At 62.0% G+C, this 23,351-nt stretch carries 18 protein-coding genes, 1 tRNA gene and 1 rRNA gene; 7 read left to right on the forward strand and 13 right to left on the reverse strand.

The window, feature by feature from the left end; genetic code table 11:
- Positions 1 to 27 precede the first annotated feature (27 nt).
- The 5 genes from TRM7557_RS06610 to rodA are packed head-to-tail and all read left to right on the forward strand — an operon-like array spanning position 28 to position 5,699.
- Positions 28 to 1,074 carry a rod shape-determining protein gene (locus TRM7557_RS06610; protein WP_058289434.1) on the forward strand — a complete coding sequence of 349 codons (1,047 nt, stop codon included), beginning with the start codon at positions 28 to 30 and terminating at the stop codon, positions 1,072 to 1,074.
- A gap of 48 nt (positions 1,075 to 1,122) precedes the next feature.
- Complete coding sequence (gene mreC / locus TRM7557_RS06615) at positions 1,123 to 2,088, forward strand: rod shape-determining protein MreC (protein ID WP_058289435.1); 966 nt, start codon at positions 1,123 to 1,125, stop codon at positions 2,086 to 2,088.
- Positions 2,081 to 2,620, forward strand: coding sequence for a hypothetical protein (locus TRM7557_RS06620; RefSeq protein ID WP_058289436.1), 540 nt, complete (start codon positions 2,081 to 2,083; stop codon positions 2,618 to 2,620). Before mreC ends, TRM7557_RS06620 begins: the two co-directional genes overlap by 8 nt.
- Positions 2,617 to 4,563 (forward strand): penicillin-binding protein 2, encoded by a 1,947-nt coding sequence (gene mrdA, locus TRM7557_RS06625; RefSeq protein ID WP_058289437.1) that lies wholly within the window; start codon positions 2,617 to 2,619, stop codon positions 4,561 to 4,563. Before TRM7557_RS06620 ends, mrdA begins: the two co-directional genes overlap by 4 nt.
- Positions 4,560 to 5,699 carry a rod shape-determining protein RodA gene (rodA, locus tag TRM7557_RS06630; RefSeq protein WP_058289438.1) on the forward strand — a complete coding sequence of 380 codons (1,140 nt, stop codon included), beginning with the start codon at positions 4,560 to 4,562 and terminating at the stop codon, positions 5,697 to 5,699. The genes mrdA and rodA overlap by 4 nt, the downstream gene beginning before the upstream one ends.
- Positions 5,700 to 5,720: 21 nt before the next feature.
- Here the strand turns inward: rodA and TRM7557_RS06635 are convergent, their stop codons facing one another.
- The gene (locus TRM7557_RS06635) at positions 5,721 to 6,548 is read right to left on the reverse strand and encodes a LysR family transcriptional regulator (RefSeq protein WP_058289439.1); all 828 of its coding nucleotides are present in this window, start codon (positions 6,546 to 6,548) and stop codon (positions 5,721 to 5,723) included.
- A gap of 94 nt (positions 6,549 to 6,642) precedes the next feature.
- Here TRM7557_RS06635 and TRM7557_RS06640 point away from each other — a divergent pair, with 94 nt between their 5' ends.
- Both TRM7557_RS06640 and TRM7557_RS06645 read left to right on the forward strand, forming a co-directional pair.
- On the forward strand, positions 6,643 to 7,053 hold the full coding sequence (locus TRM7557_RS06640) for a VOC family protein (protein ID WP_058289440.1): 411 nt from the start codon (positions 6,643 to 6,645) through the stop codon (positions 7,051 to 7,053).
- Positions 7,050 to 7,976, forward strand: coding sequence for a 2-hydroxyacid dehydrogenase (locus tag TRM7557_RS06645; RefSeq protein WP_058289441.1), 927 nt, complete (start codon positions 7,050 to 7,052; stop codon positions 7,974 to 7,976). Before TRM7557_RS06640 ends, TRM7557_RS06645 begins: the two co-directional genes overlap by 4 nt.
- A gap of 73 nt (positions 7,977 to 8,049) precedes the next feature.
- Here TRM7557_RS06645 and TRM7557_RS06650 read toward each other — a convergent pair whose 3' ends face one another.
- The 12 genes from TRM7557_RS06650 to rrf form a co-directional block, all read right to left on the reverse strand.
- Positions 8,050 to 9,330: a hypothetical protein gene (locus TRM7557_RS06650; protein WP_165592422.1), complete on the reverse strand. Its 1,281-nt coding sequence runs from the start codon at positions 9,328 to 9,330 to the stop codon at positions 8,050 to 8,052.
- Between the two features lie 167 nt (positions 9,331 to 9,497).
- Positions 9,498 to 11,513 (reverse strand): M3 family metallopeptidase, encoded by a 2,016-nt coding sequence (locus tag TRM7557_RS06655; RefSeq protein WP_058289443.1) that lies wholly within the window; start codon positions 11,511 to 11,513, stop codon positions 9,498 to 9,500.
- Between the two features lie 218 nt (positions 11,514 to 11,731).
- Positions 11,732 to 12,535: an amino acid ABC transporter permease gene (locus TRM7557_RS06660; protein WP_058289444.1), complete on the reverse strand. Its 804-nt coding sequence runs from the start codon at positions 12,533 to 12,535 to the stop codon at positions 11,732 to 11,734.
- A 90-nt stretch (positions 12,536 to 12,625) separates the two neighbouring features.
- Entirely contained in the window at positions 12,626 to 13,429 is an 804-nt protein-coding gene (locus tag TRM7557_RS06665) for a transporter substrate-binding domain-containing protein (RefSeq protein WP_058289445.1), read from the reverse strand.
- Positions 13,430 to 13,483: 54 nt separating this feature from the next.
- On the reverse strand, positions 13,484 to 14,599 hold the full coding sequence (locus TRM7557_RS06670; RefSeq protein WP_058289446.1) for a HesA/MoeB/ThiF family protein: 1,116 nt from the start codon (positions 14,597 to 14,599) through the stop codon (positions 13,484 to 13,486).
- 27 nt (positions 14,600 to 14,626) lie between these two features.
- Positions 14,627 to 15,112, reverse strand: a complete 486-nt coding sequence (dut, locus tag TRM7557_RS06675) for a dUTP diphosphatase (RefSeq protein WP_058289447.1) — start codon at positions 15,110 to 15,112, stop codon at positions 14,627 to 14,629.
- 114 nt (positions 15,113 to 15,226) lie between these two features.
- Entirely contained in the window at positions 15,227 to 17,818 is a 2,592-nt protein-coding gene (locus TRM7557_RS06680) for a GAF domain-containing protein (RefSeq protein WP_082626535.1), read from the reverse strand.
- A complete protein-coding gene (locus TRM7557_RS06685; protein WP_058289449.1) occupies positions 17,815 to 18,378 on the reverse strand; it encodes a biliverdin-producing heme oxygenase in 564 nt (187 codons plus the stop codon). The genes TRM7557_RS06680 and TRM7557_RS06685 overlap by 4 nt, the downstream gene beginning before the upstream one ends.
- Positions 18,379 to 18,513: 135 nt before the next feature.
- The gene (gene coaBC, locus TRM7557_RS06690) at positions 18,514 to 19,713 is read right to left on the reverse strand and encodes a bifunctional phosphopantothenoylcysteine decarboxylase/phosphopantothenate--cysteine ligase CoaBC (protein WP_058289450.1); all 1,200 of its coding nucleotides are present in this window, start codon (positions 19,711 to 19,713) and stop codon (positions 18,514 to 18,516) included.
- 105 nt (positions 19,714 to 19,818) lie between these two features.
- Positions 19,819 to 22,416, reverse strand: coding sequence for a Hint domain-containing protein (locus tag TRM7557_RS06695; RefSeq protein ID WP_058289451.1), 2,598 nt, complete (start codon positions 22,414 to 22,416; stop codon positions 19,819 to 19,821).
- 473 nt (positions 22,417 to 22,889) lie between these two features.
- Positions 22,890 to 22,966, reverse strand: a tRNA-Met gene (locus TRM7557_RS06700).
- 156 nt (positions 22,967 to 23,122) lie between these two features.
- Positions 23,123 to 23,237 (reverse strand): 5S ribosomal RNA (rrf, locus tag TRM7557_RS06705).
- Positions 23,238 to 23,351 lie beyond the last annotated feature (114 nt).

The raw sequence follows: 23,351 nt of genomic DNA on the forward strand, positions 1-23,351 counted from the left end.
AGGCAGTTCTGACAGGATCCTTCATATATGTCGCTTTTCGGAAATCTCGGCGGTCTGTTCACTTCGGACATGGCCATTGACCTCGGCACCGCTAACACGCTGGTTTACGTCAAAGGTCGAGGTGTCATTCTGTCGGAGCCGTCCGTTGTCGCCTATCACGTCAAAGATGGCGTGAAAAAAGTGCTCGCCGTGGGCGAAGACGCGAAACTGATGCTGGGCCGGACGCCGGGGTCTATCGAGGCGATCCGCCCGATGCGCGAAGGGGTGATTGCCGACTTTGACACCGCCGAAGAGATGATCAAACACTTCATCCGCAAGGTGCACAAGCGGTCGACGTTCTCCAAACCCAAAGTCATCGTCTGTGTGCCCCACGGCGCGACGCCCGTTGAAAAACGCGCGATCCGCTCGTCGGTTCTGGCCGCAGGGGCGCGCCGCGCGGGTCTGATCGCAGAACCGATCGCTGCCGCCATTGGCGCGGGCATGCCGATCACCGACCCGACCGGCAACATGGTTGTGGACATCGGCGGCGGCACCACCGAGGTCGCGGTTCTGTCGCTGGGCGATATTGTGTACGCCCGCTCTGTCCGCGTCGGGGGCGACCGTATGGACGAGGCAATCATTTCCTACCTGCGCCGCCAGCAGAACCTGCTGATCGGGGAAGCCACGGCAGAGCGTATCAAGACCTCCATCGGCACCGCGCGCATGCCCGACGATGGCCGCGGCCAGTCGATGCAGATCCGCGGTCGCGACCTGTTGAACGGTGTCCCGAAAGAGATCGAGATTTCGCAGGCTCAGGTCGCTGAAGCCCTGGCCGAACCGGTGCAGCAGATCTGCGAGGCGGTGATGACCGCGCTGGAGACCACGCCGCCGGATCTGGCCGCAGATATCGTGGACCGGGGCGTCATGCTGACCGGCGGTGGAGCGCTCTTGGGCGATCTGGATCTTGCCCTGCGCGAGCAGACCGGCCTTGCGGTTTCTATCGCGGACGAGAGCCTCAACTGTGTGGCGCTTGGCACCGGCAAGGCGCTGGAGTTCGAGAAGAAACTGGCCCACGCCATCGACTACGAAAGCTGATGAACCCGGCCCTGCGCTGCGCGGGGCTCTGGTTCAGGAAAGGACGCCTTGGCCAAGGAGCGTGACGAGTATTCGGGTCCGCTGAAGCGCCTGCTGCTCGCGGTGCTGGTGATTTGCCTTGGGGCGATTTTCCTCGTGTGGCGCATTGACAGCCCGCGCGTTGAACGGTTCCGCGCGCAGGTGGTGGACCGCATGGTGCCTTCAATGCAATGGGCCATGGTGCCCGTGAACGGCACCATCAACCTGATCCGCGATTTCCAAAGCTATCATGCGCTGGCAGAACAGAACCGCGAGCTGCGCTCTGAACTGCGCCAGATGCGGGCCTGGAAAGAGGCCGCTTTGCAGTTGGAGCAGGAAAACGCCCGGCTTCTGGATCTGAACAATGTGCGTCTGGACCCGAAACTCACCTATGTGACCGGGGTGGTGATGGCCGACAGCGGGTCGCCCTTCCGGCAATCCGTGCTGCTGAACGTCGGCGCGCAGGATGGCATTCAGGACGGCTGGGCCGCGATGGACGGGATTGGCCTTGTGGGCCGCATTTCCGGCACCGGGCGCACCACCGCGCGGGTGGTTCTGTTGACCGATGCGGCCAGCACCGTGCCTGCCACCATTCAGCCCTCGGGCCAAACCACGCTGGTCAGCGGCGACAACTCTGCCGCGCCGACGCTGGAATTTGTCGAAAACCCCGAACTGGTACGCCCCGGTGACCGGGTGATCACCTCGGGTGATGGGTCCGTGTTTCCCGCCGGTCTGTTGATCGGGCAAGTGGCCGAAGACCGCAGCGGCCGTCTGCGGGTGCGCCTGTCCGCCGACTACGAGCGGCTGGAGTTCCTGCGCGTGCTGCGCCATCACGGCACCGAAGGGATCGAGGATCCGGGCCAGCTGATCACACCGTTTTCCGAAGAGCTGACGCCGCGCCTGCGTCCCACCACACGGCCCGAAGATTTCCTGCGCGGTCGTGACCTGCCTGCACGCAACACTTCGGGCACTGCGGGGGCTGGCGACAATGGCTAAGACCTCGCCCACGGCAATATGGCTGATGCGGCTGGGGTTTGCGGGTGTCGCGCTGTTGGTGGTGTTCTTCCACCTCCTGCCGCTTAACACCCTGCCCGTGCGCTGGCCGCCCCCCGATTTCCTTGCCGCCCTGTGTCTGGCCTGGGCGCTGCGCCGCCCTGAATTTGTGCCCGCGCTGCTGATTGCCGCCGTCATGCTGATGGGGGATCTGCTGTTGCAGCGCCCGCCCGGCCTTTGGGCGCTGTTGGTGCTTTTGGCCTGTGAATTCCTCAAGGTGCGCATGCCCCCCCAGCACGAAACCCCTTTCTTGGGCGAATGGACCACCGTGGCCATCACCCTGACCATCATCACCCTGATGAACCGGATGATCCTTGGGGTCCTCGGGGTTGAACAGGCCAACCTTGCGCCCATCTTGGTGCAAGGTATCATGACCCTGATCGCCTACCCCTTTGTTGTCCTCATCAGCCAGAGCCTCTTGGGTGTGCGCCGTCTGACGCCCGCCGAGATCGAGGCCATGGGAGCCCGCAGTTGAAGCGCAATCCAAAAGAGCTCGACTCCACCCACCGCACCCTGACCCGCCGCACGCTGCTGCTGGGCGGGTTGCAGCTGGCCTTTGCCGGCGGTCTGGCGGCGCGTATGCGCTATTTGCAGGTGGATCAGGCCGATGAGTTCCGGCTGCTGGCCGAAGAAAACCGCATCAACTTTGAACTGCTACCGCCCGCGCGGGGGCGGATCTTTGACCGCAATGGCATCACCATTGCGCAAAATTCGCCCTCCTACCGCATTGTTATCGTGCCGGAAAACGCAGGCAATATCGAAGAGGCCATCGCCAATCTGCGCGAGGTGATCGACATTTCGGACGAAGATGTCGAAGAGGCGCTGAAAGACATCAAAAACTCCAAACGGTTCCACCGGGTGACACTGTCGGATCAGGTGGCCTGGGAAGACGTCGCACGCGTGGCCGCCAATGCGCCCGCCCTGCCCGGCATCGCGCCCGAGGTCGGCCTGACCCGCGACTATCCGCAACACGAAGATTTTGCCCATGTGATCGGCTATGTTGGCCCGGTGTCCGATTATGACCTGTCGAAAATGGACGATCCTGACCCGATCCTGCTGACCCCGCGGTTCCAGTTCGGCAAGGTCGGGCTGGAATCCAAACGCGAAGAAACCCTGCGTGGCAAGGCAGGCACGAAACAGGTCGAGGTCAACGCCTTTGGCCGGGTCATGCGCGAACTTGGCCGTCAGGAAGGCGAAGCGGGCGCGGATCTGCAGCTGACGGTCGACGCGGAACTGCAGTCTTACGTGCAGGCGCGTCTGGGCGAAGAAAGTGCGGCTGCCGTGATCATCGATGTGGACAACGGCGACATTCGGGCCATTGCCTCCGCGCCGAGTTTTGACCCCAACCTCTTTGTGCGCGGGATTTCGGTGGGCGACTACCGCGACCTGACCGGCAACACCTATCGCCCCCTGTCCAATAAAACCGTACAGGGCACCTACCCGCCGGGCTCGACCTTCAAAATGGTCACCGCGCTGGCGGGTCTGGAAGAAGGCGTTGTCGGCTTTGAGGACACCGCCTATTGCCCCGGCCATTTGGAGGTCGGCGGCCGTCGGTTCCACTGCTGGAAACGCGCGGGCCACGGTCATATGAACCTCGAAGACAGCCTGAAGCACTCCTGCGATGTGTATTACTATGACCTTGCGGTGAAAGTGGGGATCGACAAGATTTCCGAGATGGCGAACCGGCTGGGTCTGGGCATGCGCCACGACCTGCCCATGTCGGCAGTCGCCTCGGGCCTCACGCCGAACCGGGCCTGGAAAGAACAGCGCTATGGCCAGGACTGGCTGATCGGTGACACGGTGAACGCCTCAATCGGTCAGGGGTATATGCTGGCGTCGCCCCTGCAATTGGCTGTGATGAGCGCACGGCTGGCCACGGGCCGGTCGGTGACCCCACGCCTGATCAAATCCATTGATGGCATCGAAGAACCCAGCGGCGCAGGCGAGGATCTGGGCCTGAAAGAGACCCACCTGCGGGCGGTCCAGAAAGCCATGTATTCGGTGTCAAACGACCGGCGCGGCACCGCGTATCGGTCGCGTATCATTGCCGATGGCATGCGCATGGCGGGCAAGACCGGCACCTCTCAGGTCCGCAACATTACGGCGGCCGAACGGGCTGCGGGCGTGATCCGCAACGAAGACCTGCCATGGGAGCGCCGCGACCACGCGCTGTTTGTGGGCTTTGCACCGTTTGACAATCCCAAATACGCGGTTGCTGTTGTCGTCGAACACGGCGGCGGCGGCTCCAAAGCGGCAGCGCCGATTGCCCGCGATGTCATGCTGCAGGCGCTTTACGACGGGGCGCCGCCCCTGTCGGCCTATCCCAAAAGCCAACGCAGCAAGATCAAGGAACAGCAGGAGCGGCTGGAAACTGAACGCCTGAAGCGCCGGGATACGGATGGGAACGATCAGGCATGAGCTATCTTGAGTACAACGCCCAATCCGCCCCAACCGGTCTGCGCAAGATCCTGTATCTGAACTGGCCCCTGCTGCTGCTGATTTCGGCCGCTGCCAGTGTCGGGTTCCTGATGCTCTATTCCGTGTCGGGCGGCGATATGTCCCGCTGGATGGAGCCGCAGCTGAAGCGCTTTCTGATGGGTCTGGGGGTTATGCTGGCCATTGCCATGATCCCCATCTGGTTCTGGCGCAATGTCTCGGCGCTGGCCTACCTTGGTGCGTTTGCATTGCTGATCGCGGTCGAATTTGTTGGCACCGTCGGCATGGGCGCACAGCGTTGGATCGACCTTGGCTTTATGCAGTTGCAACCGTCCGAGGTGATGAAAGTCACCCTCGTAATGCTGCTTGCCGCCTATTACGACTGGCTGCCCAAGGCCAAGACTTCGCGCCCGCTTTGGGTGCTCCTGCCGGTGCTGATCATTGTCGCGCCGACCTTACTGGTCCTCAAACAGCCGGACCTTGGCACCTCGATCCTGCTGCTGACTGCGGGCGGCGTGGTGATGTTCCTGGCCGGTGTGCACTGGGGCTATTTCGCTTTTGTCATTGCCTCGGGTGTGGCGCTGGTTGTGACGGTGTTCGAAAGCCGGGGCACGTCGTGGCAGCTGATCAAGGATTACCAGTTCCGCCGGATCGATACCTTTATTGACCCCAGCCAAGACACGCTGGGGGCGGGCTATCACATCACCCAATCCAAAATCGCGCTAGGGTCAGGCGGCTGGAATGGACGCGGGTTCATGCAGGGCACCCAGTCCCGGCTGAGCTTCCTGCCCGAAAAGCACACCGACTTTATCTTTACCTCACTGGCCGAAGAGTTCGGCTTTATTGGCGGTATCACCCTGCTGTGCCTCTACCTGCTGATCATCCTGTTCTGCATGGTCACGGCACTGGCCACCAAGGATCGCTTTGCCTCGCTGGTGACGATGGGAATCGCGGTGAACTTCTTCCTGTTCTTTGCGGTAAATATGTCGATGGTCATGGGCATGGCCCCGGTGGTTGGTGTGCCGCTGCCGCTGGTGTCTTACGGTGGATCTGCAATGCTGGTGTTGCTGGCGGCCTTTGGCATGGTCCAAAGCGCCAATGTCCACCGCCCCCGCTAAGGCGCGCGTTAAGACCGGGCGCTACGGGGTAAGCGCCTCTTTGAGCAACCCGACCACAGCCCCCTCTGCGTCGCGCTGGTGCACCAACAGCCCAATACGGCGCGTGGCGCCAGCAAGTGGTGTGAAGGCCAACCCCGGATAGCGCGACACCCCCCGCCAACGTGGCAGCACCGCTTGGGCCACGCCGTCTTCCACCATCTGCGCCATGACCTCCAGCGCGTCCATTTCTGCCAGCACCTCGGGCGTGGGATCCTGTTGGGCCAAGGCCTGCCAGCACAGCGCCCCGCCCCAGGCTGCGCGAGAATACAGAAGATAGGGCAAATCACCGACGGCGTCGCGCCCGCGCAACAGGCCAATGGGCTGATCCTCGACCGGGAAGAAGGCCAGCGATTTGGGCAGTTCAAAGGGCGGCGCGACCAGCACAGCGGCGTCCAGCCCGTCCCGCTCCATCATCTCATAAAGCGCCTCAGAGGTGCCCGGCACCAGCTCCAGCGTCACCTCGGGCGCAGCTTGGCGCAGCTGGCGCAAAACGCCCGCCGCATGGTCGCCCATCGCAGTCGACACCGCCCCCAGCCGCAGGCGCCCAGCGAGCGTTGCCCCCCGCAGGGTCGCGCGCAGATCCCGTTCTAACGCCACCATCTGCCGCATCCGTGGTAACAGCGCCCGGCATTCCGGCGTCGCCTGCATCACCCGCCCAGCGCGGCGCAACAGATCCACACCCAGTTGCGCCTCAAGGGCGCTTACCCGCTGCGACACGGCCGAGGCCGTCACCCCCTCGCGCCGCGCCGCCGCCGCGATCGAGCCTTCGTCCAGCACCGCCAATAGGGAAGAGAGAAACTGCGTATCCATAGGTTTCCTTATGTCTGAACACAGAAAAACAAGTTACCCTTTGTGCAATCTGCTGGCTATCCCTAAGGGTGAAACCGCCACAGGATTTGACCTCATGAGCATTTTTCACCTCGCCTATCACGTTGACGACCTCGCCGCCGCGCGCAGCTTTTACGGGCAGACGCTGGGCTGTGTCGAAGGCCGCAGCACCGACACTTGGGTTGATTTCAACTTCTTCGGCCACCAGATCTCGCTTCACCTCGGGCCGGTTTTTGCCACCGCCAACACCGGCAAAGTGGGCGATCACATGGTGCCAATGCCGCATCTTGGGGTGATCCTGCCGCAGGCCGACTGGGAGGCGCTGGCCGAACGTCTGACCGCCGCCGGGGTCGATTTCACGCTTGCACCCTTCACCCGCTTCAAAGGGGAGCCGGGCGAACAAAGCACCATGTTCTTCCACGACCCCGCGGGCAATCCGATTGAAATCAAAGGCTTTGCCAATATGGACGGAGTGTTCGCCACATGATCAATGTTCTCTTTGCCGCCCTGCCCGCCCGCTGGGACGAATTTGCCCCGCATCTGCGCTCCGCCTTTGACGCGGCCGGTCTGGAGGTGGAGCTGCGCCAGGATTTCGCACCTGCAGAGGTCGACTATATCGTCTATGCGCCCAACGGGGACCTGCAGGATTTCACCCCCTACACCCGCTGCAAAGCGGTGCTGAGCCTCTGGGCTGGGGTGGAACAGATCGTCACCAATGAAACCCTGACCCAGCCCCTGTGCCGCATGGTGGATCCCGGCCTGACACAGGCCATGGTGGAATGGGTCACCGGCCATGTGCTGCGCTATCACCTTGGGATTGATGCCAATCTGGCCAATCAAACAACCTGGGACCCAGTCGCCCCGCCGCTGGCACAAGACCGCCATATTGGCATCCTTGGCCTTGGCGCGTTGGGGGCGGCCTGTGGTCAGGCGCTGGCGCAGCTGGGGTTCAATGTGCATGGCTGGTCGCGCACGGAAAAACAGATCGAGGGGCTGACCTGCCACCACGGTGACGCGGGCCTGCACGCCACGCTGCGCCGTTCCGAGATCCTGACCCTGCTTCTGCCTGACACCGCCGCAACAACACATGTTCTGAACGCGGAGACACTGGCCTTGATGCCCAAAGGGGCCTGCATCCTCAATCCCGGACGTGGTCCGCTGATTGATGACACAGCCCTGCTGGCCGCATTGGACAGCGGCCAGATCGCCCATGCAACATTGGATGTGTTCCGGGTTGAACCCCTGCCCGCAGAGAACCCCTATTGGGCCCACCCCAATGTCACAGTCACCCCTCATATTGCCGCAGCCACACGCGCCAGCACGGCCGCTGGTGTTATTGCCGAAAACATCCATCGCGCAGAGGCCGGCGCGCCCTTGCACCATCTGGTCGATCGCACACGCGGCTATTGAACTGGATCTTTGCCCCGAAGCTGATTTGGCTTCGGGGACAGGCTGCCATGGTCACGGGCGGTTCACGGACCGGTCACAGGCACAGCGCATCATAAGCCTCCGCCACCGCCGCCAGCTTTGCATGCGGGGGCAGAACGCTAACCCCCAGACGATCCGCGGCATTCAGGGGCAAGACATCCAGCAGCCAGTTTGCCAGAGCATCCCCACGGTCCATTGCCACCACGCGCAGGGCTTCAAACGTCGCCTGCCCACCCAGTTTCTGTGACAAAGGCCCCTGCCCGTTGAGATCGGCCAACACCTGATCTCTGACGTCCTCCAGGGTCACAACCTCCGCACTGTCTTCGATCTGGGCAACCGGAACGATGCGGACCGCATCCAAGGCCCCCTCGGGTTTCAGAAGCTGCTGCCTGCGAAACAGCCCGCTCCAGCGCGGTTTTTCATACACCCCTTCAAAGATCGAACCATCCACGGCCGCAATACGCACCGCCGTCTTCGCCCGAAAGGTATACGACCGTGGCGCGCCCGGCGTGCCATGGCTGCCGGTACATTGCGCAAGGATCGCAGGCGCGCCCGGCACAAGATGGGCGGCGACCACAAAGGGCGCATCATATAGCGCAAAGCGCCCCCCCCGATCCGAAACCGCCGTCCAGAGCGGCGCTTCCCCGGCAGAGGTGAAGCTTCCTCCAGCGCGCGCCACATTGGTCGACACAAAGGCCGGGTAGCGGCGGGTGAAATCGACCTCTTCCACCGCGGGGCGGGTGGTTTCACGCCGACACGCATCCTGCCCCACCATATCCCGCCTGCAGGGCAATTGCGGCGGGAACTGTGCAGGTGGCACCGCTGGGCCGGTTTTTGGTGAAAACTGAACGACATAGGCGGGCAGAGCCGCCGCGCCCCCAGCCGCGCTTTCAGGTTCCGCCGCGCCTTCAATTGCCGTGACCGTGACCACATAGTCGCCATTTGGCAGGGCCACTGAGCAGCTCTCCGTGTTGCGGACATCGGCCATCTGTTCCTGTCCCGGCAAACCATCGGTATTGTCGAAATAAACGCGGCCATGGCGCACGGTATAGGGAAACTGCCAGCGCGGTCCGGCATACCGCTCTTCCCGAGTACAAAGCGGAGCATGGGTCACCCGCAGATCAAAGCCGCCATCTGATGTGGTTCCCCAGGCCACCAACCGTCCAGCCGCGCTTTCTACTGGGTAAACAAAGCGTTCGCCGTACCAGCCCAAGGGCCACGCGCCCGCATGCTCAAGATCGTCGGGATGGAACATCACAATATGCGCAACATCCGTTGCCACATACATCCGGGTCGAAACCCCAGAATCTGCACCAGAGCCGTCCATATCGCTCAACCCTCTGAAACTGGAAAAAACACGAAACAACCGTCTCAGAACAAGCTTAAAAAACCATCCACAAGACAAGCGTCGCCTTGCGGAAATCAACTGTTTCTTTTGGCCAGAAATACTCCCGCCGGAGGCTGCGCTCCCCGATCCGGGGAGCGCATTGTCTTGCGCAGTTTTTACTCAGCGGCCAGCCCGCGCCCCTTCAGCAGGGCCTCAACGCCCGGCAGACGTCCCCGGAACGCAGTGTAGAGGTCCGCTGCATCCACAGATCCGCCTTTGGACAGGATGTGGTCTTCCAGCGCCTTGGCACGGCCTGCATCAAAGGCACTGCCCGCTTCTTCAAAGGCGGCAAAGGCATCGGCGTCCATAACTTCGGACCACATATAGCTGTAGTAGCCGCTGGAATAGCCGTCGCCTGCAAAGACATGGGCAAAATGCGGTGTCGCATGGCGCATAATGATTGCGCTTGGCATGGCAATCTGGCTCAGCACCTCGGCCTGTTTGGCCATCGGATCCTTGGGGGCGGGCCCATCATGAAACGCCAGATCCACAAGCGCGGAGGCCACATATTCCACGGTGGCAAACCCCATGTCATAGGTCGCCGCCCCCAGCACCTTTTTCAGCATATCCGCAGGCATCGGCGCGCCCGTATCGGAGTGAAGCGCGAATTCCTCCAGCACTTCAGGCACCTCGAGCCAATGTTCATACAACTGGCTGGGCAGCTCCACAAAATCGCGCGCCACGGATGTGCCGGACACGCTTTCATAGGTCACATTCGACAGCATCTGATGCAGCGCATGGCCGAACTCGTGGAACAGCGTGCGCGCGTCATCCCAACTCAGCAGCGCAGGATCACCCTTGGCAAAGTTGCAAACATTGATGACCACAGGCGTCTGGCGCTTGGGGAACTTGGCCTGCGCCCGCATGGCCGAACACCACGCGCCCGACCGTTTGGAGCCGCGTGCGAAGTAATCGCCGATGAAAACAGCCACGTGCTCGCCGCCGCGGGTGACTTCCCAAGCCCGGCAATCAGCATGATAAAGCGGCACATCCAGCGGCGCGAACTCCAGCCCGAACAGGCGATTGGCGCAGGCAAACGACGCCTCGATCATCTGATCCAGCTGCAGATAGGGCTTCAGTTCTGCCTCATCCAGATCATGTTCCACCTTGCGGCGTTTCTCGGAGTAATAATGCCAATCCCAGGGTTGCAAATCGCCATTGATGCCATCCTCATGCATCATGGCAGCAAGAATGCCTGCGTCGCGGTCGGCCTGCGCCTTGGCGGGCGTCCAGACCTGCATCAGCAAATCGCGCACCGCCTCGGGCGTACCGGCCATTTCGGTCTCCAGTTTGTAGGCCGCGAAATTCTCATAGCCCAGCAGCTTGGCGCGTTCTTCGCGCAACGCCAGGATCTCGGCGGCGATGGCGCGGTTGTCGGTCTCACCACCATTGGCGCCACGCGCGGCCCAGGCCTCATGGGCTTTCTGGCGCAGATCGCGGCGCGGTGAGAACTGCAGAAACGGTGTCACCAACGACCGTGCCAGGGTGACCACAGGACCGTCTGCCCCCTTCTCTTTGCCGGCCGTGCGCGCCGAGGACACCACAAAATCCGGCAACCCTTCAAGGTCGTCTTCTGACAACGCCATAAACCACGTGCGCTCATCAGCGAGAAGGTTCTGGGTGAACTCGGTGCCGAGCGTGGCAAGACGGGATTTGATCTCCTGCATCCGCGCGTCGGCCGCACCTTCCAGCGCCGCGCCGCCGCGGACAAAGCCGCGATGGGTCAGCATAAGAACCCGGGCCTGTTCGTCGGTCAGATCAAGGCTGTCGCGGGCGTCCCAGACCGCTTTGACCTTTCCATAAAGAGCCTTGTTGGCGGTGATGGCGGAAAAATGCGCGGCAAGTTTCGGCGAGAATTCCCGCTGCAACGCCTCGCGCGCGTCATTGCTGTCTGCGCCTGCCACAGAATAAAACACCGACAGCACCTGTTCGAGCGGCACACAGGGCGCCTCCAGCGCCTCGATCACAGTGGCAAATGTGGGGGCTTCGGAGCTCTCTGCAATGGCGTCAATCTGCGCCTTATGCGCGGCCAGCGCGGCGTCCAGTGCAGGGGCAAAATCCTCGTCGGAAATCTGGTCAAAGGGCGCGATGCCAAAAGGCGTGTCCCAGGATGCCAAAAGCGGGTTGGTCATGTGCAATCTCCTTTGGATTGAACCTAGTGCGCCCCTCGCCCTGCTGCAATCGTCTGAAAAGAAAGAATGCATCGCGTCTGGCCTCGGCCACGGGCGCGCAGCGCACGCGGCCCCCCGGCGGCTGTGCGCCGATCATCTTTGATGATCGGCGCAGGGCGCAAGCGCGCGCGCCTTCGGCGCGCGCGACCACCGCAGAACGTGAGGTTTGCTAAGGTGGATCAGGTTTCGTGGCGTCGGCGCAGATGCTGTTCCAACCGACGCAGCAGCAGCGACAGGGTCACCGTCATGATCAGATAGACCAGCGCCACCATATTGTAGGTCTCAAAATAGCGAAAATTGCTGGCCGCCATCACCTTGCCAAGCTGTGTGACGTCCAGCACCCCAAGGACCGACACCAGCGAGCTGTCCTTGACCAGCGCCACAAAATCATTGCCCAAGGGCGGCAGAATGGTGCGGATCGCCTGCGGGAACACCACCAGCCGGAACCGCTGCCAGCCGGACAGGCCCAGCGCCTTGGCAGCCTCCACCTGGCCCTCAGGCACCGCATCAAGACCAGCGCGGAAAATCTCGGCTATGAATGCGGAGTAGGCGATCATCAGCGCCATCACTGCCCGCCACATCAAGGGAAACGCCCGGCTGCGAACGGGGTCCACCTCAAAAAACGCCGCCAGCCAATTGCGCAAATCCACCAGCGCCGGGGCCAGCACAAAGGCCACATATAAAAGGAGCACTATGATCGGCACGCCGCGGATGATCTCGATATAGAACCGGCAGATTTGGCGAAGCACCAGCCAGCGCGACCGTTCGCCCAAAGCCAGCCCCAACCCAAGGGTCGAGGCCAGCACAAAGCTGATCAGCGTGACCATCACCGTCACCCCGATCCCCTGGGTCAAGGTGCCCATGATCTGGCTGTAAAGCGGGCTTTGCCAAACCTGCACGGCCAGATAAACGCCCATCCCTGCCGCGGCCAAAAGCCACCAGGGGAAATCCTCTTTCTCGCCGGGTCGGTTGCGATTGCTCATTGCCTCATCCTCTGGCCGCCCATTCTGGAACAGCAAAACCCCGGCCGCTGTCTGCGCAGAGGCCGGGGTCTATGGTGACGTCTTAGCGCGTTACTGGCCCATTTTGTAATCTAGGAACCACTTCTTATTGAGCGCCGCGAGCGTGCCATCGGCCTCCATCGCGTCAAGGGCTGCATCAAAAGCCGCCACCAGATCCGATCCTTTGGGGAAGATGAAGCCAAAATCTTCGGTGCCGAGCGGGTCACCAATGATCTTCAGTGCCCCCCCCGAGGCGGCGACAAACCCATTGGCTGCGGTGCTGTCTGACAGGGCCAGATCCACATCGCCCACGCGCAGCGCCTGCAGCGAAGCGCCAAAGGTTTCAAACAGTTTGATGCGCGGGTTGGCCTCATCCCCGTCCAGCACGTCATAGACGGTCACGTAAAACGGCGTCGTGCCGGGCTGCGCCGCGGCCAGCAGATCCGGGTCAGCGGCAAAACCCGCGGCGTCGTCAAAGCGGGTCTCGTCACCGGCCACAATCATCCGCATCTGCGAGGTCAGGTAGGAGCGCGAGAAATCGACCTGCTCTTTGCGGTCATCGCGAATGGTGATGCCGTTCATCGCCACATCATACTGCGCGGCGGTGATGGCAGGGATCATCGCATCCCATGACGTGTTCTCGTAGACCACAGTGATATTGATCCGCGACGCGATCTCTGCCACGGCGTCATATTCCCAGCCCACGGCGGCACCGGATGTGTCGATGAACTGCAGCGGCGGATAGGTGTTTTCCGAGGCCATCACCACTTCGCGCCCGCCCAGATCCGGCAGGTCAGCGGCAAAGGCAGCGGTACTCAGCGTTGCAGGGGCAAGGCTGGCCACGGCGAACAAGGCGGTTTTCACGAGGGTCTTCATGCGGGCACTCCTTCGGAAGCTATTATTTGGGAATGGAGCCAAGGGGACGCGGGGTCAAGCCCCCGCCATGCCCCCTGCGACCGCCCCAGCCCTGTCCTCAGCCCCGTCTTCAGCCCCGTCCTTAGTACTGTGGGACCCACAGACAGGACAGTCGCCACGGGGTTTCAGCGCGATTTTGCGGGTCTCTCCATAGAGGGCGTCATAGATCAGCATTTCCCCCCGCAGAGGGGCACCAGCACCGGTGATGACCTTGATCGCCTCTACCGCCATCATCGCACCAATCACACCCGGAAGCGGGCCAATCACACCGGCCTCAGAACAGCTGGGCGCCAGCCCCGGTGCAGGCGCTTCCGGAAAGATACATTCGTAACAGGGCGCCCCTTCGGCCGGATGAAAGACCGAAATTTGCCCCTCCCATTGGCTGAGCGCACCGGAGATCAGCGGCACGCCCCGCGTCACCGCCGCCGCATTGGCCAGATAACGCGTGTCGAAATTATCGGTGCCGTCCAGGATCAGGTCGTAGTCGGCAAACAGCTCTGCGGCGATTTCGCCGTCCAGACGGCGGTGATAGGGGCGCACGGTGACATAGGGGTTTTGCGCCTCCATGGCCGCCTTGGCCGAGAACACCTTGGGCGTGCCAATGGCGGCATCGGTGTGAATGACCTGTCGCTGCAGGTTGGCGTTTTCCACAATGTCATCGTCAATGACACCAATTGTACCGACGCCAGCCGCCGCCAAATACTGTAGCGCCGGTGCGCCAAGCCCCCCGGCCCCAATGACCAGCACCCGCGCCTCTTTCAGGCGCTTCTGACCCAGCCCCCCCACTTCGCGCAGAACGATGTGGCGGGCATAGCGGTTGAGCTCGGTTTCAGTGAACAAGGGGGTATCCTCTGTCATAGTGGTGTCTTCAGGGGGCTGGGCGCGGGCCCGCAGGCGGCGCAGCAGGCTGGCATAGCCCGCAATAAGCCCCGCAACACCCGCCAAGATCAGCCAGGTCGCGGCCGAGCCCCCGGTGGCTTCGCGCAGCGGCGCGCCATCAGGAAGTGTCAGATGGATCAGCAGCACCGCAAGGTAGAGCACTGCCAACAGCGACAGGCGGAGCGGGCGCGTGAACCGCAACAGCTGACCACCCCACCAGATCAGGGCAGCAAGGGCAAGGATCTGGATCATGGCGCGGGCTCTCCTGCGGGTGTTTTGTTACGTCTGAGTGGTGCCAGTGGACCCAAAGCCCCCCGCCCCACGCGCGGTCTGTTCGGAAAACTCTTCCACGACATTCACTTGCGGGCGCACAACGGGGACAAACATCATCTGGGCAATGCGTTCGCCCGGTTCAATAACAATCGCATCAGATCCGACCGGATTTCGGTTCCAGACAGAGATAAACACCTGCCCCATATAGTCCGCGTCGATCAAACCGACAGTATTGCCCATGACCAGACCCTTCTTATGGCCCAGCCCCGAGCGCGGCATGATCAGCGCCGCCATATGGGCATTGCCCATCCCCAACGCGAGCCCCGAGGGCACCAGCGTTGCGGGCGCTTGCGGCGCGATCTCGATGGCGTCGTCAATGCAGGCGAACAGGTCAACGGCAGCGGCCATATCGCTCTGATAGCCGGGCAAGCCCCAGTCGTTCAGGCGTGCGTCCAGCACCTTGAGTTCGATTGCAGGGGTGGCTGGCAGCATTTGGGCTCTCCTCTGGGGGGTCCGGGCTGGGACCACGAATTTCGTCGGCCTTGCGCATACAGGATCCCCCCGCTCAGCACAATTCCCGCGCAAACGCAGAGGCCTGAGTGCGATTTAGCCCTTCGCGGTCAAAAGCCCAGAAATCGCGGCCTGCAATTCGGCTTCGGTGAAAGGTTTGCCCAGAACCGGACGATCAGACAGGCGCGGTGGCAGCTGGTTCAGCTCGCCATAGCCAGTGACAAACACAAAAGGCACGCCCAAGGCTGTCAGCTGATCGGCCACAGGGATGGAACTGCCTTGTCGCGCGCCAAGGTTGATGTCCAGACAGGCGAAATCGGGTGTGTGATCCTGCAGATACTTCAACGCATCGCCGACATTGGAATGGGCTGCCACACTTTGGCAGCCAATATCGCGCAGGCTTGCCGAAAGTGTCATTGAAATTACAAAATTATCCTCAAGCAGCAGACATTTGGCTTTCCCTTGCTGCAGCAATCCGGGGATCGACACCGACTCTGTCGGGGCGCTCTGCCGGGGCGGCGCCGGGGTGGCTTCAGCAGACGCGCCGTCGATCGGACGCAACGCCGCGCTTGGGATCTCCAGCACAGCACGCACCCCATCACGCGCAAATGTCACCTCGGCTTTGCCGCCCAGTTCAAAGGGGATGGCCTCGCGGATCAGGGTCAGGCCAAAGCCCGGCTCGGGGGTCGCAGGCACCGCGGGGCCTCCGTTTTCCTGCCACAAAAGCCGCCAGTGGCCGTCGCGTTCCACCAGACCAATCATGACCTCGCCGTTTTGCGACAGCGCCCCATGGCTGCGGGCATTCGACGCCAGTTCGTGCAGCACCATCGCCAGAAGTGGGACGGTATTGCTGCGCAGTTCGACCGCACCATGGGGCAGCGACACGGCCTCACCGGCGCGGAATTCCGCCGCCAGCACATCGGCCAAAGGCACCCAGCGTTCGGTGTCCCCCAACCCCTGCCCATAGGCATCATAGGCCCGCGCCAGCGTGGCAATCCGCGCCTCTTGTGATGCGGCATAGCTGTCGATGGTCTTATTGTCGCGCCGCCCGCCGCGCGCCAGCCGCGCCATCAGCGACAGCAGGTTTTTCACCCGGTGGTTCAGTTCGTTCATCATCAGGAACTGCTGCTCGCCAAAGGCAACAGCCGCTGCGCGGAATTCAAACGCCGACAGGCAGCTGCGCGCCAGCGAGCGGGCAAAGCGGATATCCATGTCAGACCAGACCTGCGATTGGCCTTCGACTTCTTCCAGATACGCCGTGAAGGATCCCCTTGGACTCAGTCGTGGGCCATCCTCGTCCTGATCCAGCGTTTTTTGCGGTGCGCCCGCCCAGGCGACCTGCTGCGAGATCGGACGGCGGAACACGGCAAGGGCCTTATCCCGCGCCAGCCCCAAAACGACAGCGCCCACCGGGTCGCCGTCGCCCTGTGGCAGCCCCGGCACTGCAGACAGCATTTCCTGCGTGACAAGGGTATTGTCCTGCTGCGTCATGGCTTCGACCACCAGCATCCCAACCGCACGAGGACCGGGCACCTGCCCAAAGCTAAAGGTCTCTTCTCCGGCCCGAAGGACCAGCCCATCGGCTTCGAGATGCGCCAAAATCTGCGGCGCCAGCCGGGCAAAGGCGGCCTCTGCCGGTCCCGGCACAGCCAGCTCGCGATGGGTGATTTCACACAGATCCTCTACTTGTGCTGCCACCCGCAGGGCATCTGCCCGCGCCAAGAGCCCCAGTCGTGCCGTGATCAGAGGCGCCATGTGGGTCAGCAGCGCGCGCAGCTCTGCACTGGGGGCGCGGGGGCTGCGGTGATGGAACGACACCATCCCCCAAAGCCGCCCGTCCTGCAGCACCGACAGGGTCAGCGTCGCCCGGCTGCTAAGGTTGCGCAGGTATTGCAGATGCACCGGTGAAACCCCGCGCAGATGCCCCTGCGACATATCAAGCGGCGGCAGATCCGCGCCTGCCGCCAAAATCGGCGACGGCTCTGCATCCACATCCGCGATAAAGCGCAGGGGCACCGTTTCCATAATCTTCCGGGCCTGAGGCGGGATGTCCCAATGGGGGAACCGCAGGCCCAACAGGGGCTCCATATCCGGTGCGCAACATTCGGCGATCACCGCACCGTTGAAGTCTTCGTCAAACCGGTAGGCCAGCACCCGATCATAGCCCGAGAGCTCTTGCAGCAGGTCAACCAGACGCACCCACATGCTGTCTTCGTCCTCTGCCAGCGCGCAGGTCGCATCCAGATCAAGCAGCGCATCACCAAGTCCAGCTTCGGGCTGGGGGTCCTCAATGTCTTGAACCGGTTCCAGCTCCAGCACCACATAATCGCCGCTGGCATAGGCTGCGACCTCAAGGGGGTGGTCGGCGATTTCAAAACGGCCCAGACCACAGCGGCGGGTTTCGAGCCCAGCACGCGCGTCGGCCGAAAGAAGCGCGGTCAGAAGACCCGCTGGCAGCACGTCTTCTGCCCCCTGCCCCAGCACCACAGACGGCGCGAAAGCCGCGCCCAGAATGCTCGCAAGATTTTCGCTCACATAGCCAACCGTATGGGCCTTGCGCTCCAAGGCCAAAAGCCCGCCTAAAGGCTGCACGAGCTCCGGTATATGCACTGGTTCGCTTGCACATTTATGCAGGGCCTCCTCAAGCGCGGCTGCGTCACTCAGGAGGGGGGGATCACTCTGGCTCATTGCGCCATCTCTCCTGTCTTAGCTGCCGCCCGCCCCGCCAAAGCGGCCTCGCTCAGCGTATCAAACACCAGATGCGCACCCTGCGTTGCCTGTTCCGCATCAGGCGCAGCCGCATCAAGTGCACCAAAAAACTGTTTCAGAGCCCCGGATTTTGCAAAGCCTCCGGCATGGGCCAAATAGGTCGTCGCGGCCGCCGCGCCCCAGGGCAGCGTGGACAGGCTGCGGGACAGAACCTGAGCCCCAAGGCAAGACCCCAGCAGCGCATAGCTCACCCCCCAGGCCTCGCTTTCAGAGGCAAGCGACCGTGGGGAGACTGCGGGCAGCGCCTGCCCCAGATCTCGTGAGAGTGCGACCAGCGCGTCGCGATGATGCCGCGTCTCGGCCAAATCGCCCCGCAGGGCCGCCGCAGCCAGCCCCAGCGATCCATGCACATGCGCCATGGCCCGAAGATACCGGGCATAGGCCTGCGCATCCGCAAAGCCCGCATCCCCCCAGAACAGGGCTTCGGTGTCTTCATGGCGTGCACGGCTGCGTGCCTTCAGCTCTTGGCGAATGGACATGCCTGGTGTTTCTCCTGCCCTCTATGCGCGCGCTTTTGCTGCGCACCGCTGACGTGTGACGTCTAGCAGGACCAGAGTAATCAGATTTTGCGCCAAGACCAGCCCCTTGCAAGAGAAGATGGTCAATCCAGCGGCTTAGGAGCCGCTTAGTTCGGTGGCAATACGGTCCGCCAGCTGCGCTGCGACCTCGGATTTGGCCATGCGTGGCCAACTTTCCGCGCCCGCCTCCGAAATCAGCGTCACCGCATTCTCAGATCCGCCCATAATGCCGGTGCCTTCAGAGACATCATTGGCAACGATCCAGTCGCAGCCTTTGCGCAGCCGTTTGGCGGTGGCGTTGTCCAGCACGTCATTGGTTTCAGCGGCAAAGCCCACAACCAAGGACGGGCGGCCCTGTTCGAGGTTGGAAACCGCCTTCAATATGTCGGGATTTTCGGCAAATTCCAGCACGGGCAGCCCATCTTTGGACTTCTTCAGCTTGCGATCAGAGGCCGAGGTAACGCGCCAGTCGGCCACGGCGGCGGCAAAGATCGCCGCATCCACTGGCAGCGCGGCTTCAACCGCCGCCAGCATGTCGCAGGCGGTCTCCACAGGGACGACCGCAACGCCTGCGGGCGGCGCAACGCTTGCCGGGCCCGTGACAAAAACCACCTCTGCCCCGCGCGACGCCAAGGCACGGGCCAGCGCCACCCCCTGCGCCCCGGACGACCGGTTGGCGATATAGCGCACCGGGTCAATCGGTTCATGGGTCGGCCCCGAGGTCACCAGAACGCGTTTGCCCGTCAGCGGCCCATCGGACAGCTCTGTCTCGATCGCAGCGACAATCTCATCTGGTTCGGACAGGCGACCGGGGCCAAATTCACCGCAGGCCATAGAGCCCTCGTTCGGACCAATGACCTTAACGCCATCAGCGCGCAGGGTTGCCAGATTGCGCTGAGTGGCCGGGTGATCCCACATGCGCACGTTCATCGCAGGCGCAACCATCACCTGCGTGTCCGTCGCCAGCAGCAGTGTAGAGGCCAGATCATTGGCCAGCCCCTGCGCCATTTTGGCCATCAGATCGGCCGTGGCCGGTGCCACCACCACCAGATCCGCGGAACGCGACAGCTGGATATGGCCCATCTCGGCCTCGGTGGTCAGGTCAAACAGATCGCGGTGCACGGCCTCTCCGGCCAATGCAGAGACCGACAAGGGGGTGACAAATTCTTCGCCCGCGCGGGTCAGAACCGGGGTCACCGATGCGCCCTTGTCCTGCAAGCGCCGGATCAGCTCCAGCGACTTATAGGCCGCAATGCCGCCGCCAATAATGAGAAGAATGCGTTTGCCTGCCAGCATTGTCTGCCCCCTGAGCATCCGGGATAGTGTTCCGAAGGCGACCATAACGCTCTGCGGCGTTGGGTGAAACTGGTTTCCGTACGTCGCGCCCGCGTGACCGGTGGCTTAGCCAAGCGCCTGAAGCGTGGACAGGGTGCCGCTGCGGGTCACCTCCTGCCGGGCCAGATGGCCATATTGGTCCCGCACAAAACCCGCTCGGCGCGGCTGCGGCACCGCGGTCAGGGCACGCAGGGACGGGAACAGGGTGAACAGTTCGCGGCGGTCCGCCGCCGTCAGCCCCAGCACTGCTTGTGGCCCGGGCCAGAAGGTTTCGGTCGCGACCCCATCGGCAAAGATCACCTGATGCGCCTCGGTCATAATGTGAATATAGCGCACCGAGGACACCCCCTGCGCAATGCGCGCGCGAGACTGGCGCAGTTCAGGCATGAACTTGGCACGCAGGAACTGTTCTTCGCCCAAAAGCGCGCGGCCCGCTGCGCTGTGCCCCACAAGGAAACGGTGTTGCGGCGACACCAGAAGGTCACGTTCATTGCCCAAGAGCCCGCCTGCCTGCAACAACACCGGGCGCAATTCCGGCCGCGCGGCCAGTTCTGCCGCGCCGACATAGCGCGCCCCGGTCCAGATCACCGGCTGATAGCCATTGTCCGCTGTTTGCAGCAGATCGCCCACCCGGATCTGCTCGGCCGGGACCAACCCGCGCGCGGTGGCGATTTGAATGCCCGGCGTAAAACAGGGGATGCCCGCCGCATACATCTGCGGCGCGGTGTTGATCTGCCCCGGTGCCACCCCTTCGAGCACCAGCGTTTCGCCTTCGGGGAAGGTCAGCAGCGCATTGCCGCTGCCGTCATCAGTGACCACCACATCAAAGGCCCGCACCGCGCCACCCGCGCCCGTGCCGCCCGACAGGTCCGACACATCAATCTGGTCATTATAAAACCCGTCGATGTCCGTATCTGCGGTATCGAAATCCGAAATCGTATCGGCCCCACCAGAGGTGGTCAGCACAAACTCATCAAACCCCGCGCCCCCGGTGAGACTGTCCAGGCCGAGCCCCCCCGTCAGCGTGTCGGCTCCGCTACCGCCAACTATTGTGTCATCGCCGGTTCCACCCTCAATGCTATCCGCACCGTCACCGCCATCAAGGCTGTCATTGTCAGCCCCGCCATAAATGGTGTCCGCCCCGGCCCCCGCAAAGATCGTGTCATCCCCGGCATTTCCCAGAAACCCAGACCCCGAGCTGTCGGCTGTTGCATCGACGCTGTCAGCAACTTTGGTCAGGTCTTGATGTTCGATCTCGTAAAAGCTGAGCGTGTCGCCACTGACAACCAACGTGCCTTCTTCATCGCCGCTGTAGGTAACGGTTGCCCCGCTGGACAGGTAGGTCGAAGCCCCCAGCGTATCTTCATCCGTGCCGCCTTCGCCGCCATAGATGGTGTCATCACCCATGCTGCTTTCGTAGAAGATCGAGTCCGAGCCAGACCCCGCATCCACATAGTCGCCGTCATTGCGACCCGCGCCAATGGTGTCATCGCCATCGCCGCCTTCGATGCTGTCCACGCCATAGCTGCCATAGAGGTAATCCGCCCCGGTGCCCCCTTCCAGCGTGTCATCCCCAAACGACCCCTGTAGCGTGTCATCGCCAATCCCGCCAACCACGCTGTCATCGCCGTAATCGCCTGACAGATAGTCAGAGCCATCCCCGCCGATCAGCGTGTCATTGTCATGCCCGCCATCCAGCGTGTCGTCACCTGTGCCGCCGACCATGCTGTCATCGCCATAGCGGCCATACAGCACATCGTCATCCGCGCCGCCATCCAGCGTGTCATTGCCAGTGCCGCCCCGCAGGGTATCATTGCCTGCACCACCATCGATGCTGTCATCAAGCGACACCGCCAGGGTCGGGTCCAGCTCTGCATCGGTGCCATCGGTGATCAGCGGGTCCGTGTCTGTGTCGAAGAAAGATTCCCCCGCAAGGATCTCATCCGCAGCTGAGCCGTCGTTTTCATTAAACATCGCCATGACAGCGATCGCATTGCCGTCGCCATCGGTGCCGGTCACTGTAAAGATACCGCTGCCCGCCGTGCCATCGCCAAAGGCAGACTGGCCCACCACACCATTGTTGATAATGACAATGTCGCCATTTTCATCAACAAAGCTGATGTCGACAATGTCCCCCGCCACCAGCGTTGTGGTGTCGTCCAAATACAGCATCAGGTCAGAGACCTGCGACGAATTCACATCCGCCACATGGCCGGTGCCGCCATCAGCCATGTCACCAATATTGGCGCCGGTGGCATAGGAAAACTCAATCCCGCTCAGGTCATAGCCGACCGCATCATCCGCCAGATACAGCCCATCGGTGTCGCCATGGATAGAGTCATCTCCATCCCCACCAGAAATGGTGTCGCCGCCTGCGCCGCCATCCATGGTGTCATCGCCGTCAGAGCCGGTCAGAACGTTAAAAAAGCTCAGCAATGTGGGCGTGCTGAAATTGGCGTCGGTATTGGTATTGCCATCTTCACCAATATTAAAAAGCGTCGTTCCATCGGTGATGGCAATCACGTTGGAATTGTCCGCAACGGCCACAGAATAGGTATCGGGCAGCCCCGAAAAGTCCAACGTGTGGCCAGTGCCGGATTCGCTGATCGAAGACCAGAATGCGGCTGAATTCCAATTGGCCGTTGTGACGCTATAGACAGTCATAAGCGCACCTCAGCACACCCCGCGCAGCGGCCTAAGCCCACGCAAGACGCAAAGGCGGTTCACAGCACAGTAAGTGTATATCTGTTCGCTCATCTACAGCTCGCCGGATCGCCCGCACCAAACCCCAGTCACATGTGGACGGACATTTTGAAACCGCCCCACTGTGCCCGAAAACAGAGAACAAACTGCTAATGCTGAAATCGGGACCGGAAAGCATGACCAGAGCACACAGCGCTGCGCCGGCTCCTAAACGTTTGCGCAATCGACGTTCTGCCCTGTGATCGTCAATCGGAATGGGATGCACCCGCCGTCGGCAACGACAAAAGAGATCGCATGTGGCAGGAGCCCTAAACCAAGAAAAAACTTGGCGCGCGCATCACAACAACGCGGCCCGATGCAGCTTGGCGCGCAAGAGAGTTATCACTCGAGGACCGCATAGCCGATTAGCGCGATCTTTTTGTTGTTTGTGGATTTGGTTGCGGGAGTAGGATTTGAACCTACGACCTTCAGGTTATGAGCCTGACGAGCTACCTGGCTGCTCCATCCCGCGGAGTTTTGTTTGTCCTCTTGCGTCTTGGCTGTTTGAGGACTTTTTTATGTCCTACCGCCTACCGGCTACTTGAGGACGTTTTCCCTTTTTTCGCGTTAGCGTTTTGGGGGAGTGTTTTTTATCGTTATAGAGATTTTGTTTTGAGGTTTTTTCTAGGTTTGGCGGTGCCCTACTCTCCCACACCTTAAGATGCAGTACCATCGGCGCAACAGTGCTTAACTTCCGGGTTCGGGATGGGACCGGGTGTTTCACTTGTGCTATTGCCACCAAACCGAGGAAAAACCTCAACGACGCGTCTGCGGAGCAGGCGCTGTCGGGCGGCAGGCAGGGCATTTAGCTTGCTAAATGCCCGTTGCCGCACGGTTGATGCACAATCATGTTGTCC

This window comes from Tritonibacter multivorans (assembly GCF_001458415.1).
Lineage (GTDB): Bacteria > Pseudomonadota > Alphaproteobacteria > Rhodobacterales > Rhodobacteraceae > Epibacterium > Epibacterium multivorans.

What these genes read in the sequence shown, in the direction of transcription:
- TRM7557_RS06610 (WP_058289434.1), top strand. Translation starts at nt 28, where the DNA reads ATGTCGCTTTTCGGAAATCTCGGCGGTCTGTTCACTTCGGACATGGCC.
- TRM7557_RS06620 (WP_058289436.1), top strand. Translation starts at nt 2,081, where the DNA reads ATGGCTAAGACCTCGCCCACGGCAATATGGCTGATGCGGCTGGGGTTT.
- rodA (WP_058289438.1), top strand. Translation starts at nt 4,560, where the DNA reads ATGAGCTATCTTGAGTACAACGCCCAATCCGCCCCAACCGGTCTGCGC.
- TRM7557_RS06635 (WP_058289439.1), bottom strand. Translation starts at nt 6,548, where the DNA reads ATGGATACGCAGTTTCTCTCTTCCCTATTGGCGGTGCTGGACGAAGGC.
- TRM7557_RS06640 (WP_058289440.1), top strand. Translation starts at nt 6,643, where the DNA reads ATGAGCATTTTTCACCTCGCCTATCACGTTGACGACCTCGCCGCCGCG.
- TRM7557_RS06645 (WP_058289441.1), top strand. Translation starts at nt 7,050, where the DNA reads ATGATCAATGTTCTCTTTGCCGCCCTGCCCGCCCGCTGGGACGAATTT.
- TRM7557_RS06655 (WP_058289443.1), bottom strand. Translation starts at nt 11,513, where the DNA reads ATGACCAACCCGCTTTTGGCATCCTGGGACACGCCTTTTGGCATCGCG.
- TRM7557_RS06660 (WP_058289444.1), bottom strand. Translation starts at nt 12,535, where the DNA reads ATGAGCAATCGCAACCGACCCGGCGAGAAAGAGGATTTCCCCTGGTGG.
- TRM7557_RS06665 (WP_058289445.1), bottom strand. Translation starts at nt 13,429, where the DNA reads ATGAAGACCCTCGTGAAAACCGCCTTGTTCGCCGTGGCCAGCCTTGCC.
- TRM7557_RS06670 (WP_058289446.1), bottom strand. Translation starts at nt 14,599, where the DNA reads ATGATCCAGATCCTTGCCCTTGCTGCCCTGATCTGGTGGGGTGGTCAG.
- dut (WP_058289447.1), bottom strand. Translation starts at nt 15,112, where the DNA reads ATGCTGCCAGCCACCCCTGCAATCGAACTCAAGGTGCTGGACGCACGC.
- TRM7557_RS06680 (WP_082626535.1), bottom strand. Translation starts at nt 17,818, where the DNA reads ATGAGCCAGAGTGATCCCCCCCTCCTGAGTGACGCAGCCGCGCTTGAG.
- TRM7557_RS06685 (WP_058289449.1), bottom strand. Translation starts at nt 18,378, where the DNA reads ATGTCCATTCGCCAAGAGCTGAAGGCACGCAGCCGTGCACGCCATGAA.
- coaBC (WP_058289450.1), bottom strand. Translation starts at nt 19,713, where the DNA reads ATGCTGGCAGGCAAACGCATTCTTCTCATTATTGGCGGCGGCATTGCG.
- TRM7557_RS06695 (WP_058289451.1), bottom strand. Translation starts at nt 22,416, where the DNA reads ATGACTGTCTATAGCGTCACAACGGCCAATTGGAATTCAGCCGCATTC.